The sequence below is a fragment of the Microbulbifer halophilus genome (assembly GCF_026183675.1).
GTDB lineage: Bacteria > Pseudomonadota > Gammaproteobacteria > Pseudomonadales > Cellvibrionaceae > Microbulbifer > Microbulbifer halophilus.
The window spans coordinates 94,489-110,727 of the sequence record NZ_JAPIVK010000002.1; the positions used below are offsets into that span (position 1 = coordinate 94,489).

General features: G+C 59.7%; 17 protein-coding genes. 9 read left to right on the top strand and 8 right to left on the bottom strand.

Annotated elements, in window-relative coordinates; all coding sequences use genetic code 11:
* Positions 1-61: 61 nt before the first annotated feature.
* From bioA to OQE62_RS01465, 3 genes are all read left to right on the top strand, one after another.
* Positions 62-1,330, top strand: coding sequence for an adenosylmethionine--8-amino-7-oxononanoate transaminase (gene bioA, locus OQE62_RS01455; protein WP_265720203.1), 1,269 nt, complete (start codon positions 62-64; stop codon positions 1,328-1,330).
* A 104-nt stretch (positions 1,331-1,434) separates the two neighbouring features.
* A complete protein-coding gene (locus tag OQE62_RS01460; protein WP_265720204.1) occupies positions 1,435-1,848 on the top strand; it encodes a hypothetical protein in 414 nt (137 codons plus the stop codon).
* A 40-nt stretch (positions 1,849-1,888) separates the two neighbouring features.
* Positions 1,889-2,155 (top strand): PepSY domain-containing protein, encoded by a 267-nt coding sequence (locus tag OQE62_RS01465; protein WP_265720205.1) that lies wholly within the window; start codon positions 1,889-1,891, stop codon positions 2,153-2,155.
* 27 nt (positions 2,156-2,182) lie between these two features.
* Here the strand turns inward: OQE62_RS01465 and OQE62_RS01470 are convergent, their stop codons facing one another.
* Positions 2,183-2,683, bottom strand: coding sequence for a MarR family winged helix-turn-helix transcriptional regulator (locus OQE62_RS01470; protein ID WP_265720206.1), 501 nt, complete (start codon positions 2,681-2,683; stop codon positions 2,183-2,185).
* Positions 2,684-2,799: 116 nt separating this feature from the next.
* Here OQE62_RS01470 and OQE62_RS01475 point away from each other — a divergent pair, with 116 nt between their 5' ends.
* A complete protein-coding gene (locus tag OQE62_RS01475; protein WP_265720207.1) occupies positions 2,800-3,996 on the top strand; it encodes a cyanate transporter in 1,197 nt (398 codons plus the stop codon).
* Positions 3,997-4,238: 242 nt separating this feature from the next.
* Here OQE62_RS01475 and OQE62_RS01480 read toward each other — a convergent pair whose 3' ends face one another.
* On the bottom strand, positions 4,239-5,132 hold the full coding sequence (locus tag OQE62_RS01480) for a LysR family transcriptional regulator (RefSeq protein WP_265720208.1): 894 nt from the start codon (positions 5,130-5,132) through the stop codon (positions 4,239-4,241).
* Between the two features lie 135 nt (positions 5,133-5,267).
* Here OQE62_RS01480 and OQE62_RS01485 point away from each other — a divergent pair, with 135 nt between their 5' ends.
* Positions 5,268-6,212: an alpha/beta hydrolase gene (locus tag OQE62_RS01485; RefSeq protein WP_265720209.1), complete on the top strand. Its 945-nt coding sequence runs from the start codon at positions 5,268-5,270 to the stop codon at positions 6,210-6,212.
* A 228-nt stretch (positions 6,213-6,440) separates the two neighbouring features.
* Here OQE62_RS01485 and OQE62_RS01490 read toward each other — a convergent pair whose 3' ends face one another.
* Together OQE62_RS01490 and OQE62_RS01495 are read right to left on the bottom strand one after the other, a co-directional pair.
* Positions 6,441-7,334 carry a S1 family peptidase gene (locus OQE62_RS01490; RefSeq protein ID WP_265720210.1) on the bottom strand — a complete coding sequence of 298 codons (894 nt, stop codon included), beginning with the start codon at positions 7,332-7,334 and terminating at the stop codon, positions 6,441-6,443.
* Positions 7,335-7,636: 302 nt separating this feature from the next.
* Entirely contained in the window at positions 7,637-8,044 is a 408-nt protein-coding gene (locus OQE62_RS01495) for a nuclear transport factor 2 family protein (RefSeq protein WP_265720211.1), read from the bottom strand.
* A gap of 489 nt (positions 8,045-8,533) precedes the next feature.
* Between OQE62_RS01495 and OQE62_RS01500 the strand changes: the two genes are divergently transcribed.
* Positions 8,534-8,737: a phage integrase N-terminal SAM-like domain-containing protein gene (locus OQE62_RS01500; RefSeq protein WP_377535442.1), complete on the top strand. Its 204-nt coding sequence runs from the start codon at positions 8,534-8,536 to the stop codon at positions 8,735-8,737.
* Between the two features lie 23 nt (positions 8,738-8,760).
* On the top strand, positions 8,761-8,844 hold the full coding sequence (locus OQE62_RS19455; RefSeq protein ID WP_377595649.1) for a hypothetical protein: 84 nt from the start codon (positions 8,761-8,763) through the stop codon (positions 8,842-8,844).
* A 69-nt stretch (positions 8,845-8,913) separates the two neighbouring features.
* On the opposite strand, the gene OQE62_RS01505 is transcribed toward OQE62_RS19455, so the two are convergent.
* The 4 genes from OQE62_RS01505 to OQE62_RS01520 form a co-directional block, all read right to left on the bottom strand.
* A complete protein-coding gene (locus tag OQE62_RS01505) occupies positions 8,914-9,345 on the bottom strand; it encodes an acyl-CoA thioesterase (RefSeq protein WP_265720213.1) in 432 nt (143 codons plus the stop codon).
* A complete protein-coding gene (locus OQE62_RS01510; protein WP_265720214.1) occupies positions 9,345-10,235 on the bottom strand; it encodes a dienelactone hydrolase family protein in 891 nt (296 codons plus the stop codon). Before OQE62_RS01510 ends, OQE62_RS01505 begins: the two co-directional genes overlap by 1 nt.
* Before the next feature lies 1 nt (position 10,236).
* On the bottom strand, positions 10,237-11,808 hold the full coding sequence (locus OQE62_RS01515; RefSeq protein ID WP_265720215.1) for a BCCT family transporter: 1,572 nt from the start codon (positions 11,806-11,808) through the stop codon (positions 10,237-10,239).
* A 71-nt stretch (positions 11,809-11,879) separates the two neighbouring features.
* Positions 11,880-14,075, bottom strand: coding sequence for a TonB-dependent receptor (locus OQE62_RS01520; RefSeq protein ID WP_265720216.1), 2,196 nt, complete (start codon positions 14,073-14,075; stop codon positions 11,880-11,882).
* Positions 14,076-14,206: 131 nt separating this feature from the next.
* Between OQE62_RS01520 and OQE62_RS01525 the strand changes: the two genes are divergently transcribed.
* Together OQE62_RS01525 and OQE62_RS01530 are read left to right on the top strand one after the other, a co-directional pair.
* Positions 14,207-15,211 carry a GlxA family transcriptional regulator gene (locus tag OQE62_RS01525; protein WP_265720217.1) on the top strand — a complete coding sequence of 335 codons (1,005 nt, stop codon included), beginning with the start codon at positions 14,207-14,209 and terminating at the stop codon, positions 15,209-15,211.
* Positions 15,212-15,340: 129 nt separating this feature from the next.
* Positions 15,341-16,231: a BKACE family enzyme gene (locus tag OQE62_RS01530; protein WP_265720218.1), complete on the top strand. Its 891-nt coding sequence runs from the start codon at positions 15,341-15,343 to the stop codon at positions 16,229-16,231.
* Positions 16,232-16,239 lie beyond the last annotated feature (8 nt).

A 16,239-nucleotide genomic window follows, 5' to 3' on the forward strand; every position in this document is an offset into this window, starting at 1 on the left:
GAGGTCATCTGGGCTCCCGCATCCGCCGTAGTGACGACAGACTGACAAGAATTTCTCTGTTATGGATCTGGATTTCGACCGCAACCACCTCTGGCATCCCTACTCCTCCCTGATCGACCCGCCGCCGGTCTATCCCGTCGAGCGTGCCGAGGGCGTGCGGATTTACCTGGAAGACGACCGCGGCCTGATTGACGGTATGTCGTCCTGGTGGTGCGCCCTGCACGGCTACAATGTGCCGGAACTGAACGCCGCCGCGCAGCGGCAGCTGGAGAAGATGTCGCACGTGATGTTCGGCGGCCTCACCCACGAGCCGGCCATCGAACTGGGCAAGCGGCTGGTGGACATCACCCCGGAACCGCTGCAGCGGGTTTTCCTGGCCGACTCCGGCTCGGTGGCGATGGAAGTGGCCATCAAGATGGCGCTGCAGTACTGGCAGTCCCGAGGCCGCAGCGAAAAAAACAGGCTGCTGGCGCTGCGCAACGGCTACCACGGCGATACCTTCGGCACCATGGCCACCTGCGATCCGGTCAACGGCATGCACCACCTGTTCGCCGGCCAACTGACGCAGCATTTCTTTGCCCCCGCACCGAAGCCGAAATTCAACGAACCCTGCGGCGAAGAAGATATCGCCGAGCTGCGCCAACTGATCGAACAGAATCACGCGCAACTGGCGGCGGTGACGCTGGAGCCCATCGTGCAGGGCGCCGGTGGCATGCGTTTCTATTCGCCGGAATACCTGAAGCGCGTGCGTGAACTCTGCGACGAGTACGAGCTGCTGCTGATCGCCGACGAGATCGCCACCGGCTTCGGCCGCAGCGGCAAAATGTTCGCCTGCGAACACGCCGGTATCAGCCCGGATATCCTCGCCCTGGGCAAGGCGCTCACCGGCGGCACCATGACCCTGGCGGCCACCCTCTGCACCGACAGGGTCGCCGACGGTATCTGCCGCGGCGAGGCCGGCGTCTTCATGCACGGCCCCACGTTTATGGGCAACCCGCTCGCCTGCGCCGTGTCCAACGCCAGTATCGACCTGCTACTCAACAGCCCCTGGCAGAAGCGCGTCGCCAATATCGAAAAGCAATTGAAAACGGAACTGGCACCGCTGAAGGAATCGGAGGCGGTGGCCGACGTGCGCACACTCGGCGCCATCGGCGTGGTAGAGATGCACGAGCCGGTGGATATGATGCAGGTGCAGGAAGCGCTGATCGACCGCGGCGTCTGGTTGCGCCCCTTCGGCAGACTGGTCTACGCCATGCCGCCCTATGTGATTTCCGAACAGGACCTGGGCCAGCTCACCGGCGCCATGATGGAAGTGCTCGGCAACCCCTGAATCGGGGTGAGGCGACCGGGATATCCCACGGATCGGGGCGTCGGACTCCCCCTCCCGGCCCATCCTGCCTATACTGAGTCCAGCGCGGATGTTTGGGAGGCATCATGTACCGTTTTCTACCCTTGGCGGCCCTGCTACTGTCCCTGGGCCTTTCCGGCTGCGGACGCCAGAGCGACACCCACGACCCGGCCGAAACCGAGCGCACCCCACCCGGTGAAACCGCCACCGAGGCAATGGACACGCCGGTCGCGCCACCCGACAAAAACGAAAGCGACACCGAAACCGAGGCCCCGATCTGCACCGAAGAATGGTTCCAGTGGGTGAACGATCAGGTTGTCGCCATGCACGACGGCGATATGGCGCAACTCTATCCGAGTGGCCTGCCGGATGTGGGCACCGCCGAGTGGTTCCTGGCCGTAGACAAACTCACCGGCGGCGACGGCGCCCACGGCCCCGACGGCGGCAGTGCCGAATGGTGCAGCATGGTGCAATATCGCCTGGAGCAATCCTCCCCCTGAGCCTCCACTATCCTCCATTGCAGCAACCGAGGAGATATCGATGCGTACCATCAGACACCTGCTCCTTGCGAGCCTCGCGGCCGCGGCCATGCAACCCGCACTGGCCGATGACAAGCCCCCGGCCGGCGCCATGGCACTGTCCATAGTACTGACCAAACTGGAACAGCAGGGCTTTACCCCGATCATCGATGTCTCGCTGGACAACGGCCGCTGGGAAGTGGAAGCCTACAAGGAATCGGAGAAACGCGATCTGGAAGTGGATCCCAACAGCGGCAAGATCCTGTCGGACCAGCCCGACAACGACTGATCCCGGCGGTGCGGCCGTACCGGCTGCCTACTCGGTCACCCGCCCCAACCAGAGCTTGAGCAACTGTTCCAGTTGATCGCGCTCGCGTCCGCCGACACCCTCGAGCAGTTCCCGCATGGTGCGCAGATGCGCCGGCAGCGCCCGGTCGACCAACTGCAGCCCCGCTCCGGTCAGGCGCACCTCGACGCTGCGCCTGTCTTCCTCGCTGTGGCGGCGTTCGATCAATCCCTTCCGCTCCAGCCGGTCCAGCCGGTTGGTCATGGCCCCCGAACTCAACAGCATCGACTGGAACAACTGCGACGGCGTCAGGCAGTGGGGCGCCCCGGCGCGCCGCAGTGTCGCCAGCACATCAAACTCCCCCTGCCCCAGGCCGAAGTCACCATGGCAGCGGAGCTGTGCCGCTTCCACCACTTTTACCAGGCGCAACAGGCGGCCGATCAGCTTCATCGGTGTCAGGTCATCGTCGATACCCTGCTCGATCCACTGCCGGGCAATCCGGTCCAGATCGTCGTCTTCTGTTCTTGTCATCGTGTCGACCATTTATCTTGACGCAAAGATACTTTACCCCGACGCCGCTGAACCCGTAAACTGAAAGTATCTTGATGTAAAGATATAACCGGAAACTGAAAAAGGAAACCACCGGCATGCGAACGCCGTCCCCCGCCCATCCGCTGTTGCTCGGCGCAGTGATCGTACTGGTCGCTCTCAATCTGCGGCCGGTACTCGCGTCGGTAGGCCCCCTGTTGCCGGCCATTCAGCAGGATATGCCCATCAGCTTCAGCGCCGCCTCATTGCTGACCACCTTGCCGGTGCTGGCCATGGGCCTGGCCTGCTTCGTGGGCTTCCGGATAGCGCGGTACCTGGGCACGGCACAGACCATCGGCTACTCCCTCCTGTGCCTGGCACTGGCCACCGGCGTGCGCTTCTGGGTCGGCTCCACCACCGGCCTGTTGGCCACTGCCCTGCTCGCCGGCCTGGGCATCGCCATCGTGCAGACACTGATACCGGCCATCATCAAAGCCAACTTCGGCAGCCGGGTGCCGGCGGTGATGGGGTTCTATGTCACGGCCATCATGGCCGGCGCCACCTTTGCCGCCGCGGGAGCACCGGTGATCGCCGATTTCAGCGAGTGGCGCGGCGGCCTGGCCCACTGGGCCTGGCTGACCCTGGCGGCCTGCCTAGCCTGGGCCTGGCTCACCCGCAAACGCGCACTGGCGATACCGGCCAGCGGCACCGAACCGGGCCCGCGCTTCTGGAAAAACCGCCGCTCGTGGAAACTGGCCAGCCTGTTCGGGCTGGGTACCGGCGCCTATGTCTGCGTACTGGCCTGGCTGGCCCCCTACGCCATTGAACAGGGCTACAGCGACAAACAGGCGGGCCTGCTGCTGGGGTTCCTGACACTGATGGAGGTGGTCGCCGGGCTGGTATTCCCCGCCTGGGCCAACCGCGGGCGCGACCGCAGGCCGGTCCTGTTTACCCTCTGCGCACTGCAACTGCTGGGTTTTGGCGGCCTGGCCCTGGCGCCGGAGGCCGGCCTGCCGCTCTGGGCCGGCATTATCGGCCTGGGTATCGGCGGCTTCTTCCCGATGTCCATGATCGTCACCATGGATCACCAGGACGATCCGCTGCAGTCCGGCAGGCTGACAGCCTTCGTCCAGGGGATCGGCTATATCATCGCCGCTGTCACGCCGTGGATCAGCGGCATCATGCGCGACCAGTTGCACAGCTTCGAGTTCGCCTGGCTACTGCTGGTTGTCGGGGCCATCGTTATTTTTATCCTTTCCCTGAACCTCGGCCCGGCGAGCTATCGCCGCGCCTTCCCTTCCACCCACCGCGGCTAAGCACTCTCGCCTACGGCCACCCGCAATGCCGGCGGCCCGGTACTCCGGGCCACTACAGCCGATCGAGCCGGCAATCCAGGCCACCCGGGCACCTTCGCTGGATCCCGGATCAAGTCCGGAATGACGGCTCCGGAGGGCGGGCTTTGGTCATAACAACTTTGAGACGACTAATATGTGGCATTCCGGCTTCAGTAGCCACTGATTGCCCACTTCTGACTCGCGACGGCTCGTGAAGATAATCGTTATTCCCTGCAGCGCAACGCATTGAGCAATAGCGAAAACGCGGGCGACGCGTGGCGGCGGCTCGGATAATAGAGGTGGTATGGTTCAAAGGTTTTTCGCCAGTCGCCCAGCACTTCGGCCAACTCCCCGGACTCGAGCTCTTTGTGCAGGTATGCCTGCGGCAGGTAGGCCAAACCGAGTCCGGCCAGAGTGGCGTCGCGTACGGATGCGATGCTGTTGGTAATCAACGGACCTTCCACCTTCACGCGCATCTCCTTCCCTGATTCAACAAACAACCATTCAAATTGCTCGCCGTGCGTAGGCAGACGCAGATTGATGCAGGCATGCTCTGTGAGCTCGCGCGGGTGTGCCGGCTGCGACCTACCTTCAAAATAGGACGGCGACCCGACCACCGCCATCGGGTGCGGGTCGCTGATCCGTACCGCAATCATGTCCTTCTCCACCAGGCCACCACGACGGACGCCCGCATCGAAGCGGCCGCTGACGATATCAGTGAGGCCGTAATCGACGGCCAGCTCTACCCGGATGTTCGGGTATTCAAGGAGGAAACGCTCCAGCACCGGCTGAAGCACGCTATGCACTGCGTACTCGTCAGCGGTGAGGCGGACCGTCCCGGCGGGCTTGTCCCGCAACGCGGTCACCTGCTCGATGCCCGACTCAATCTGGCGCATCGACGGGGCGATTAGCGCGAGCAGCCGTTCGCCGGCCGAAGTCATCGAGACGCTGCGCGTCGTGCGCGAGAACAGCCTCAGGTCAAGCCGTTCCTCCAATCCTCGGATGATCTGGCTCAACGCCGATTGCGAAACCCCGAGACGCGCGGCCGCGCGAGTGAAGCTGAGTTCCTCAGCCACTGCGAGGAAAGCGACCAAGTCCTGCAGCTGACGTCCATCCATTAATGAGCTCCACTAATAAAGGTATTCGAATATTGCCGTATTATCAAATAATTTGCCAGTGCCTACCATGTCTTCACGCTGGCATCTGCCAGTAGAAAAACGTGCAACCACCAACACTTTCACGAGGAGTCAGTTATGGATAACCCCATCGAAACCATCCGCATCCGCAATCCGGGCATGGCTTGGGACATTGCGGCCAACATTCATTTTCCGCCGGACTTTGATAAAAGCAAGAAGTACCCGACAGTCATCAGTGCGCATCCTATTGGCAGTTGCAAGGAGCAGACTTCCGGCAATGTCTACGGGGCCGCGCTAGCGAGGGAAGGCTTTGTGGTGATCGCCTTCGACGCCAGCTACCAGGGTGCCAGTGGCGGAGAGCCGCGCCTCACAGAAGACCCCGGTCAGCGCGTGGAGGATTTCCGGCAGGTTTCCGACTACCTCGTGACCCTCCCCTACGTGGACGCTGATCGTATCGGCGTGCTTGGTGTCTGCGGCGGTGGTGGCTATTCCATCAGTGCTGCAAAGTCCGAGCGCCGAATCAGGGCGGTAGTCACGATCACAGGAGCCAACTTCGGGCGTCTCAGCCGCGAAGGCTTCGGCGGCTATGATCCAGTCGGCACGCTGGAAGCCATCGCTCAGCAGCGAACCACTGAGGCACGTGGCGGCAAGGCGCGGGTGGACGACGTTCTGCCAGCATCGGTGGAGGCTGCCAAGGAGGCCGGCGTCACCGATATAGATGTTCTCGAAGCTACCGACTATTACAAGACGCCACGCGGTCAAACCGCTCATGGGTTGACCAGCTTTCTGTTCTCGCGCCGGGCCGCCGCCATGGACTGGGACGCGTTCCACCTCGCCGAAGTGCTACTGACTCAGCCGTTACTGGTAGTGGTAGGTGACAAGCCCGGTGGATTCGGGGCCTACCGCGACGGCCTGGAGATCTATGGCCGCGCGGCATCGAAAGACAAGGAGCTGCTGGTGCTTCCGAATACCTCGCACTATGAGCTGTACGACCAGCCGGAGGCCACCACCAAGGCACTGGAAAAAGTCGTGCCGTTCTTCAAAAAGCACCTGGCTGCATGATTGACACTATCGCGCCCGTCGCCGTGGCGGCGACGGGCGCATGGAGTAGAGAGCAGAAATTTTACACACGCTGGATCTTAGCTGCTTTTTCAGGCCAAAAACGGCCACTACGGGGCCAATCCTGCATGGTGATGCAATGACGCATCTCGCCGCGCTCACCGGCGGACAATGAGAGCGAAGCGACTGGCACAAAGGTGCATAGTATTGTCCCTTCAGTGTAGCGCCCGATTAGCCTCCCGCCGGCTCCAGACCCTGCTTCTGTTCCTCGCCAGATAGGGTGCTTTCGATCCACGCTATGTAATGAGAAATACGAACGTTATTTCCGCCATCACCGTAAAGTGGACCGCGATACGTGCGTAAATCTCTTTCGCTGGAATCCCAGGAAACAAGCCCGGCAAGCTGCCATTGCTGTTCCTCCCTGATAAGGACGGGGCCTCCACTATCACCATTACCCGACACGCCCTCGAGTGGAACGGCAGATTCCGGTGAGTCAAACGTGTAGGAAATCCAACGTTCATCAACACTAGAAATGATGTTGAAGGCTCTGCGCAAAGTGGTGCGATGTGGGCTGTGAGGTTCCACCCCCTCACTGCCATTGCCAGTGGCCCCCTTGCCGATCAGCTGGACAGTCCTGCCAATTTCGTTGCTGCCACGATAAAGAGAGACTGGTTTGGCATCAGTAACAGGCGCTTTCAACTTAATAAGCGCAATGTCGTCGGACGACGCGAGAAAAGCTCTTAACTCAGAACCGTCACCAGAGGCTAACGCCTCTTTGACAAGCATCTCAGGAGGCATCCTGTATCCAGAATGAACGACTACAGATTCAACTTTACGTGACAGGCCGTTAACAAGGATCTTTTGGACGTGTTGCATATGAACCACGTGCGCGGCTGTAACAACCCATTGAGGAGAAATCAGGACACCGTGCCCTTCGCCTGGGAAATCGGCCAATGCTGGTAGCGTAGAGGCGGGAACCTGATACTGCTCATCTTCAACGTCGTCACGAATGACAATGGCGCTGGTCGTGAATGATACGGCAAACAAGGCCAAGAAAAAGCATTTCTTCATATTGTTAATATCTTTTATCTGTTCGAAAAAATCGTATGAGGGTTGACGTCGCAATCACCCGCTTGTCGGGGGCATTGCTTTGTTAACCCCTGTGAATGGACGCTCTTCATGTTGCGGGATTTTATCATTAATCTCGTGCCATGGGGTTTTTGAGCCAATGTATATATGCGCTCCAGGACCTTCAGAAGTTTTGATATCCAGCGCTCCCATAAAAACACGTATATCCGGTAGACCGGGTCCGGCAACTGCGTACTTAATTCGGTGAAACTTTGGTCCGTATTAACCACCCCACCTGCAGCTGGTCTGGCAGGCCTGCTCCCAATGGCTCTTGGACTGCATACGTTTTTTGGACGGCCTCAGGTCGCCCCCTGGTCTTCAATACCGGCCCACTCTAGAGCATCCGAACGTTTCCCAAATGAAATATACTGGGTGATCTTGCCATTGCGAAACACAAAGCCATCGGCAAATTGCCCACCAACCCAATCAGACGAATCTTTTAAGCGGACCCTGGCATGGAGATATACGACGACTTTATCTCCATTCACTAAGAATTTTTCGGGTTCGCAGGTTCCTTCGGCCCAAGTCTCGCGTCCTTTCGCGACATGATCTTGCACTTCCGTGATACCACGGTAGGTGCCGGCTGCTGGAAAGCCTTCGGGCTCAATGCGCACAATGTGCGGATCAAAATTTTTAGCTATGGCCTGCATGTCATTGCGATTGATTGCAGCGAAGAAGTGCTCGAGTGCATCAGTTTCGGTGCTCATAGTTCTTACTCCAGCCTCCAGCGTATTTGTACTCGCCATTCAACTATCTACTTATTAATACGTGCATAAGTAGCCCGACATGAAATTTCAGACACGCTGTGAATACATCCGTGTACGCTCGTAATCGGCATCCATGCCTCATACGGTCCGAAATTCCATGTCGGGCTACTTATGCACTCCTTAGTAAGGTCACCGTGGCAAATTCTGGCTATGCGAGGCGGCTAACAAGCATACGCGGTTTGATACAACCGCCCAGCATTTATATCGTGGTCGTGACGACCAATATCCCCTGCCTCATATCTCAATTGAGACAAGTTGACTAAGAATGCGCTGCAACACCCGCACCGTCAATCCTCCAGATCAATTGGTACTTTTGTACATCTCTGTAAAAACGATCATTGCGCCTCATATCCCCTTTTTCAGGTACTTCCAGTAAGCTATTTATTCTAATGACTTTTTACATGATCGGGCGTCTGTGGCCAGGAACATATGAGACACCCGGAATCCATGGGAGCAATCGAAGTCAGCGGCTGGTTGATCCATCTGGCGGGTAGGTGTTCGGTGGCGATCAATACACAGAAGACCGCGCTGAACGCTGTTGCCTTCCTGTACAAGCAGTTTATCCGCCTCGATATCGGCGACCCGGAATTCAATAGAACCAATAGAGCGCGCACTGGTTGGCAGCGTCACTGATGTACGGCTCGGGCCTTCGCGTGATGGAAGCAGTGCGTTTGCGGGTACAGGATGTGGACTTTGGCCACCAGTGCCGGTTTGTACAGGGGACCAAGGGGGAGAAGTGACGGCGCACCCTGTTGCCAAGATTCGCTCTGGAGCCCCTGCGTGCGCAGATCGATTATGCCCTGGCCCGGCTAGTCGTTATCGGTCACCTCAACCATATACCGATCTGCCGCCTGCCGTATCACATCGGGAATCGGTGTAGCAGTGCGCTTCTTCAGATCAAACAGGACCGAGGTGGCCCTGTTGACTGCGGCCACTTCGGCGGTCTCGCTCAGGATCAGCGTCTGTCGGTAGGTAATGGAGCTGTTGCCTACCCGCAGAGCTTCGCACTCGACATGCACCAGGGCGCCTTCGGGCACCTCGGCTATATAGTCGATCTCGTGGCGCACGTCGGCCCAGCCGAGGCGGCGTTCGCCATCGACCGTGGCCTTGTGGCCGAGAATCAGCATGAAGTGCTGCATGGCGTCGTCGAACATACCTACATAGTTGCGGGTATTCAGGTGTCCCATCTCGTCGCACAGCCAGGTATGTGCGACGCCGGAGTGGGTTCTGACACTCGCCATCAGCGGTTGCCCTCAATCATTTTCAGCATGGTTTTCCAGGCGTCTTCGGTGGCGTCCGGATCGTACTTGGAGCCGGCCTCGATATTGGCCCGATTGGGGTTGGCGTGGTCGAAGGTGTGGGTGGCGCCCGGGTAGATTTTCACTGTCAGCGCACCGGCCTGCTGCGGATGTTTGGGTTCATACGCCTGGCAGGTTTCCTCTTCGATATAGCGGTCGTCGGTCCCCAGGAACATGGCCGCGTCCACGTCGGTGGTCCAGGGCTGCATACAGGTGCCGTAGAACATGAAGGCGCCCTGTACATGCTGTTCGAAACCCACCTCGGGCCATTCGGGCAGGCCGATCGGCGGGGTCCGGGTGGAAGCCTGGGCCAACGCGGCCCAGATTGTGACGGCACCGTGGGAGAAGCCGGCCAGGTACAGCTGGTCCGCGTCGACGCGCGGGTCGGCTTTGATATCCTCGATGGTGGCGAGGATATCGGCAGAGCGCTGCCAGGGGGTCATCACCTTGAAGTCACACGCCTGGCGCCATTCGATACCGCGACCCTTGTAGCTGTCGACGGCAACCAGGCCGATGCCGGCGTCGTTGAAACGCTTCGCCCAGTCCTGTTCGTGGCTGGCGGTGGGACCGCTGCAACCGTGGAAGAACAACACCGTGGGCAGCGGCTGTTCCGAGGCCGGGAAGTAGGCTTTGTCATAAGGTCGCAGCGCATCGCTGATGGCTTCGAGCGAGGTGTCCTTGACGGTGGCTTTTGCATGGGTAATCGCTTTGGCTACAAAGGCTTCCACCGAGCCTTCTTCCACCACATCTTCCAGCTCGCCACGGTTATCGTCGGTTGTCGCCAGCACCTGGGCGCTGAGCAGTACCGTCAGCAGCAGAAACACTCTATACATTTTATGATTCCTCATCAGTCGCCCGGACCACCAGTGCGCTTTTGCGCACCCGCGATCCGAAGTCATTGTTGAGCACCCGTAGCAGGGCACGGAAAATCAGGAACAGCACTGCGGTCAGGGGCAGCGCCAGGATAATGGTCAGGGACTTGACCGTTTCCAGGGCGCTGGCAAACAGCAGCCCCACGGCGATCAGCGCCAGTGCGAATGCCCAGGCCAGGCGATTCGCTTTGGCCGGCTCCTGTTCGCCGGACAGGTTTCTGGTGCTGATGCTGGCCAGTACATAGGCGGAGGAGTCCAGCGTAGTCGCCAGGAAGACAAAGCTCAGCAGAGTAAACGCGGCCAGTATCAACTGGCTGAAAGGCAGTGTCTGAACAATCGCCACCACTGTTGCCGGGATACCGCTTTCATCCAGCAGTTGCGTCACCGGCAGCGTTCCGGACAACTCCAGGTCCAGCGCGTAGGCGCCGCAGATGCTGAGAAAGGCAATGCAGCCGAGACTGCCCCAGGTCATGATGCCCAACACGGTCTGGCGGATGGTGCGCCCGCGCGAAATACGGCCGAAGAACAGCCCCATCAGCGGCGCGTAGGCGATCCACCAGCCCCAGTAGAACAGGGTCCAGGTATCCGGGAAACCACTCTGCTCGATCGGGTCCAGCCAGAAACTGATGCGGGTAAAGTTGTCCAGCATCAGGCCGAGGCTGTTGGCAGACATGGAAAGAATGAACACCGTGGGGCCGGCCAGCAGTACTACCAGTACCAGGGCGATCGCCAGGAAAATATTGATGTCGCTGAGAATGCGAATCCCCGCTTTCAGCCCCTTGTAGGCGCTGGCACCGAAAATCAGAGTCCAGAAGCCGATAACGCCGAGCCGGGTCAACAGGGTTTCCTCGATGCCCAGCAGGGAGGTGGTGAGTGCGGAAACCAGTGGCACTCCCAGCCCCAGTGAGGTACCGGCACCGCCGAGCAGACCGAGAATAATCAACGTATCGATCACCGACCCCATCCATCCGTCGGCGCGGCGGCCCAGCAACGGGCGACAGACTTCGGAAATACGCAGGAAGGGGCGGCGGTCCACGTGCAGCATATAGGCCACGGCCACCGACGGTACCGCGTAGAGCGCCCAGGGCACGAAGCTCCAGTGGAACTGCGCATACATATGTCCCCACTCCGCGGCAGAGGGCGAATGGGGGTCGAGATGCAGCGGCGGTGTGGACAGGTAATAGATGGGTTCGACAAACGACCAGCTGACCAGGCCTATGCCGATACCGGCAGAAAACATCATCGCCGCCCAGCTCAGTTCCGAAAATTCCGGCGGCTCGTCGGTACGGGAGAGCTTCACCTGGCCGTAGCGGCCGAAGGCCAGCCACAGGGCAAAGACAAAAGTGCCGAAACCGAAAATGACAAACAGCCAGCCGAAATGGCCGGTGACGAGGGACATCAGGTTACTGGCCCAGGTCTCCGCCTGTTCCGGTTTCAGGATCAATACACAAGCTACCAGCAAGGCGATCCCGAATGCCGGGATAAAGGCCGTGAGGTCGAGCCTGGGTTTTGTCTGGGAGGAGTTCAAGTACATCTTCTTAATACCGGTTAAAAAAACGGGGGCACCACAAAGCTGTGGTGCCCCGAAGCAGCACTATTATCCGGTCAGAAGAATTCCTTGGTGACACTCACACCCCAGGTTCTGGGTTCGCCCTGGATTGCAAAGCCCATTCCGGCCTGTTCGAACGCGTGAGCCACGTACTCTTCGTCCGTCAGGTTTTTGCCCCAGAAAGCCACCTTCAGGCCATCGAAGTTTCTCCAGGCGATGTTGGCATTGACCAGCGTACGCTCCTCGTCGGCAGCCGCTTCACTGTTATCAACGCTGTAGTATACCTCGCCCTGGTACATGGCGTTGGTGTTGAAGTTGATGGCGGATCCGCCATCCAGCATCCACTCGTAGTTGATATTCGCCGATGCCGTATGCTCCGGAGTGCGGGCCAGGCGGTTGCCCACGATTGCGGGGTCCGATTCAAAGCTCACATATTCGGAATCGGTGTAGCCGTAGTTGAGCCCCATACGCAGCGCTTCGGTGACATAGGCCGTGGCTTCCAGCTCGATACCCTTGATCTCCGCATCGCCAGTAGCGGTAACCACTTCGCCGGTTCCCAGGTCTACGGTAAAGCTCTGCAGGTCGGAGTAATCCATGAAGAAGGCGGCACCGTTCAGGCGTACGCGCTGGTCCAGCAGGTTGGATTTGAAGCCCAGCTCGTAGTTGGTGGCGTTTTCCGGGTCGAATGCCACGGTGGCGCCCTGCTCTGTCGCGGCGATACCGTTGAAGCCACCGGCCTTGTAACCCTGTGAGACGGTCGCATAGACGATATCCGAATCGTCGCTGGTATAGGTCAGGGTTGCCTTGGGCGTGAATTCATTCCAGCTCTCGTCGGCGGCCACATCGTAGTTTTCGGACAGGAAACCGAGCAGGTCCGGTCCGCCGGTGGCGGTACTGGTGAAGTCTTTGTGGTCATAGGTGTAGCGGCCGCCCAGTGACGCACTCCAGAAGGGGGAAAAGTGGTAGGTGGTCTCACCAAACACTGCGTAGCTGGTGGTTTCGTTGCTCGCGTCCCACACCGGGCGCGAGCTCAGGCCCTCGACACCCATCAGATCGTAAATCAGGGAGGAATCGAAGCTTTCAACGCGCTCCACTTCTTCATTGAAGAAATACAGGCCGGTGGTCCACTCCAGTTTATCCGCAGAGGTGGACTGCAGGCGCAATTCCTGCGTGATCTGGCTGGACTCCTCGGTGGCATCGTTGGTCATCGCAGTGTCGGCTGCCGCCAGGTACTTACCCATCAGGTCATCGTTGAAGGCGTAATCCTGGGTGCGGTAGGAGGTAATCGACACCAGGTCCACGTCGCCCATGCCGTGGGTCAGCTTGGCGGAGACACCACCCATCTCGCGATCGGTATAACCGTCCGTGAACAGGTCCACCTTGTCGTGCTGGTTTTCAGTCGGGTGCTCTACACCGAATGCCTCTTCGTAGCCCACAATGCTGCGCGCACCGGAACCGACCAGGTCGTCCTCGGCGTAGTCGGCGCTCAGCAGCAGATAGGTATTGGCGCCCAGCTCGAAGTCGAGCTTGCCGCGAACAGAGGTGTTGTCCTGGTCGGCCAGCTCGTTGCCGTTGGCCACGTTGTCGATCCAGCCATCGCGCTCGCGGCTGGACACGGCGAGGCGTCCGTTGACATTATCGGACAGCGGGCCACTGACCATGCCGCGCAGTTCGCGCAGGTTGTAGTTGCCGCCGGTCACCTTGATTTTGGATTCAAACGTATCGGTCGGGTTGTTGGTGATAACATTGATCGCGCCGCCGGCGACATTGCGACCGTAGAGGGAGCCCTGCGGCCCGCGCAGTACTTCCACGCGCCGCACATCGAACATATCGGCCCGGTAGCCACCCGCGCGGCCAGCGTAGACTTCATCGATGAAAACGCCCACGGAGGCGTCGTCGCCCACGGAACTGGAGTTGGTGCCCACACCGCGGATATACGGCTGCGGGGTCACCGGATTGTAGTTGGAAAGGGAGAAGCCCGGGGTCATCGCGGAGACGTCTTCGACGTCCAGCATATTGCCGCGCTCCATGGCTTCTTCGCCAAATGCGGAAACAGCGATGGGAACACTCTGCAGATTCTGTACCTTTCGCTGGGCGGTGACTGTAATCTCCTCCAGTGTCAGATCGACGGCTTTCTCACCGCCGGCTTCCTGCGCTGCAACCCCGTGGCTCAGCAGAACAGCCAGTGATGCGGAGATCACCCGGGCGAGAGGCTTTTGTTCAAAATCGGTGCCGATGTTATCAGTTTGCATTGATTCCCCAATTTGGTTTTTTGCTAAAGATGACTTCATATTTCCCCGTAGAGCCGTTGAGTGGGCGCTATCCTACCGCCTGCCCCGGTATATACTTTATTTAATGCGACTATTATTTAACCTATTGCGACATGACTGAAGATTCATCCGGCCCGAACATGCAGGACACTTTCCAGCCACCCAAATTCGGGAACAGCGACGTGGTGCATATCGGCTTCGTGCTGGTGCCGAAATTTTCCTTCTTTGCACTGGCCTGCTGTTCAGAGCCACTGCGGGTCGCCAACCGGGTGGCAGGCAGGAAATTATTCCAGTTCACCTTCATTTCTGAAGATGGTCGACCGGTCACGGCCTCCAACGAAATGCCGTTTGCGGTGGATTACAGCCTGGGCGACTGTCCGCACGAGTATCAGACCGTCGTGGTGGTCTCGGGATTCGATCCGTTGGAAGGCTGTGGAGATGCGCTGTTATCGGAGTTGAAAAGACTGTCCGTCAACGGTGTGAGCCTGGGCTGCGTGGATACCGGGGCCCATATCCTCGCCAGGGCCGGGCTGCTGCAGGGGCAGAAAGCGATTGTTCACTGGGAGGCGAGCAGCGGCTTCCAGGAAAACTACCCCTCCATCCAGGTAGTGCCCGAGCGCTTCATGATCGAGGAGACCCGGGTCTCGGCCGCGGGTGGCCTAAGTAGCCTGGACATGATGCTGAACATTATCGGGGCCAGCCACGGCAACGAACTGGCCATGGCAGTCGCGGAGCAGTTTACCTACAACTATGTCCAGAGCGCCAATGACGCCCAGCGGATGAGCCCCCGCAGCCGGTTGCGGACCACCAACAAGCGACTGATCCAAGCCGTGCAGATCATGGAACAGCATCTGGTGCCGCCACTGAGCGTCAAGCAGGTTGCCGAGAAGGCCCGGATCTCGGTCCGCGAGATGGAGAGACTGTTCAAGAAAGAGGTGGGCACCCCACCCAAGCGTTTCTATCGCCACCTGCGGCTGGAAAATGCCCGGCAGCTATTGCGCCAGACCGACATGACGGTACTGGATATCGCCATTGCCTGCGGTTTTCAATCCTCCGCCTATTTCAGTGCCGCCTATCGGCAGGATTTCGGTATCAGCCCGAGCAGGGATCGCGGTTGATCCGCACACCCGCGCTGTATTTCCGCACGCCCTGTCGCAAATTCAAAAGATCCCAGCGGATTATCGCCAGCGTTTATTAACCGCTTCTCTAGCATAGCCGACGACTTCCCTACTGCCGGAGACGATACAATGAACAACAAGGTGATTATTACCTGTGCCCTGACCGGCGCCGGGGCCACAACCGAAAAGAGCCCCCATGTGCCGGTCACCCCGAAACAGATTGCCGACGACGTCATCGCCGCCGCCAGGGCCGGCGCGGCCATCGCCCATATCCATGTGCGCGATCCGGAAACCGGCGCCCCCAGCCGCGATACCGGCCTCTACCGCGAAGTGGTGGAGCGTATCCGCGATTCCGACCAGGATGTGGTGATCAACCTGACCGCCGGCATGGGCGGTGACCTGCTGCTGGGCCCGGACGAAAAGCCGATGGATTTTGCCGAGGGCACCGACCTGGTGGGCGGCCGCGAGCGCATCGAGCATATCGAGGAGCTGCGCCCGGAGATCTGCACCCTGGACTGCGGGTCACTGAATTTTGGCGGCGACAACCTGGTCTACATCTCCTCCCCGGATATGCTGCGCACCGGCGCCAGGCGCGTGCAGGAGCTGGGTGTAAAACCCGAGCTGGAAATCTTCGACACCGGCAACCTCTGGTTTGCCAACCAGATGCTGGCCGAGGGGCTGCTGGACGAGCCTCCACTGTTCCAGCTGTGCATGGGCATCCCCTGGGGCGCACCGCCCGATGTGGGCACACTGAAAGCGATGGTAGACAACCTGCCGGAAGGTGCCCAGTGGGCCGGCTTCGGTATCGGTCGCCACCAGTTCCCGATGGCCGCGCAGGTGATGCTGATGGGCGGCAATATGCGCGTGGGCCTGGAAGACAACCTCTACCTGAAGAAAGGCGAGCTGGCCACCAACGCACAACTGGTGGAGAAGGCCGCGCATATCGTCGAGCTGCTGGGCGGCACCGTCGCCACCGCGGCCCAGGCGCGGGAACGTTTCAACCTGAAAGTACAGGGCTGAGGGGGCGG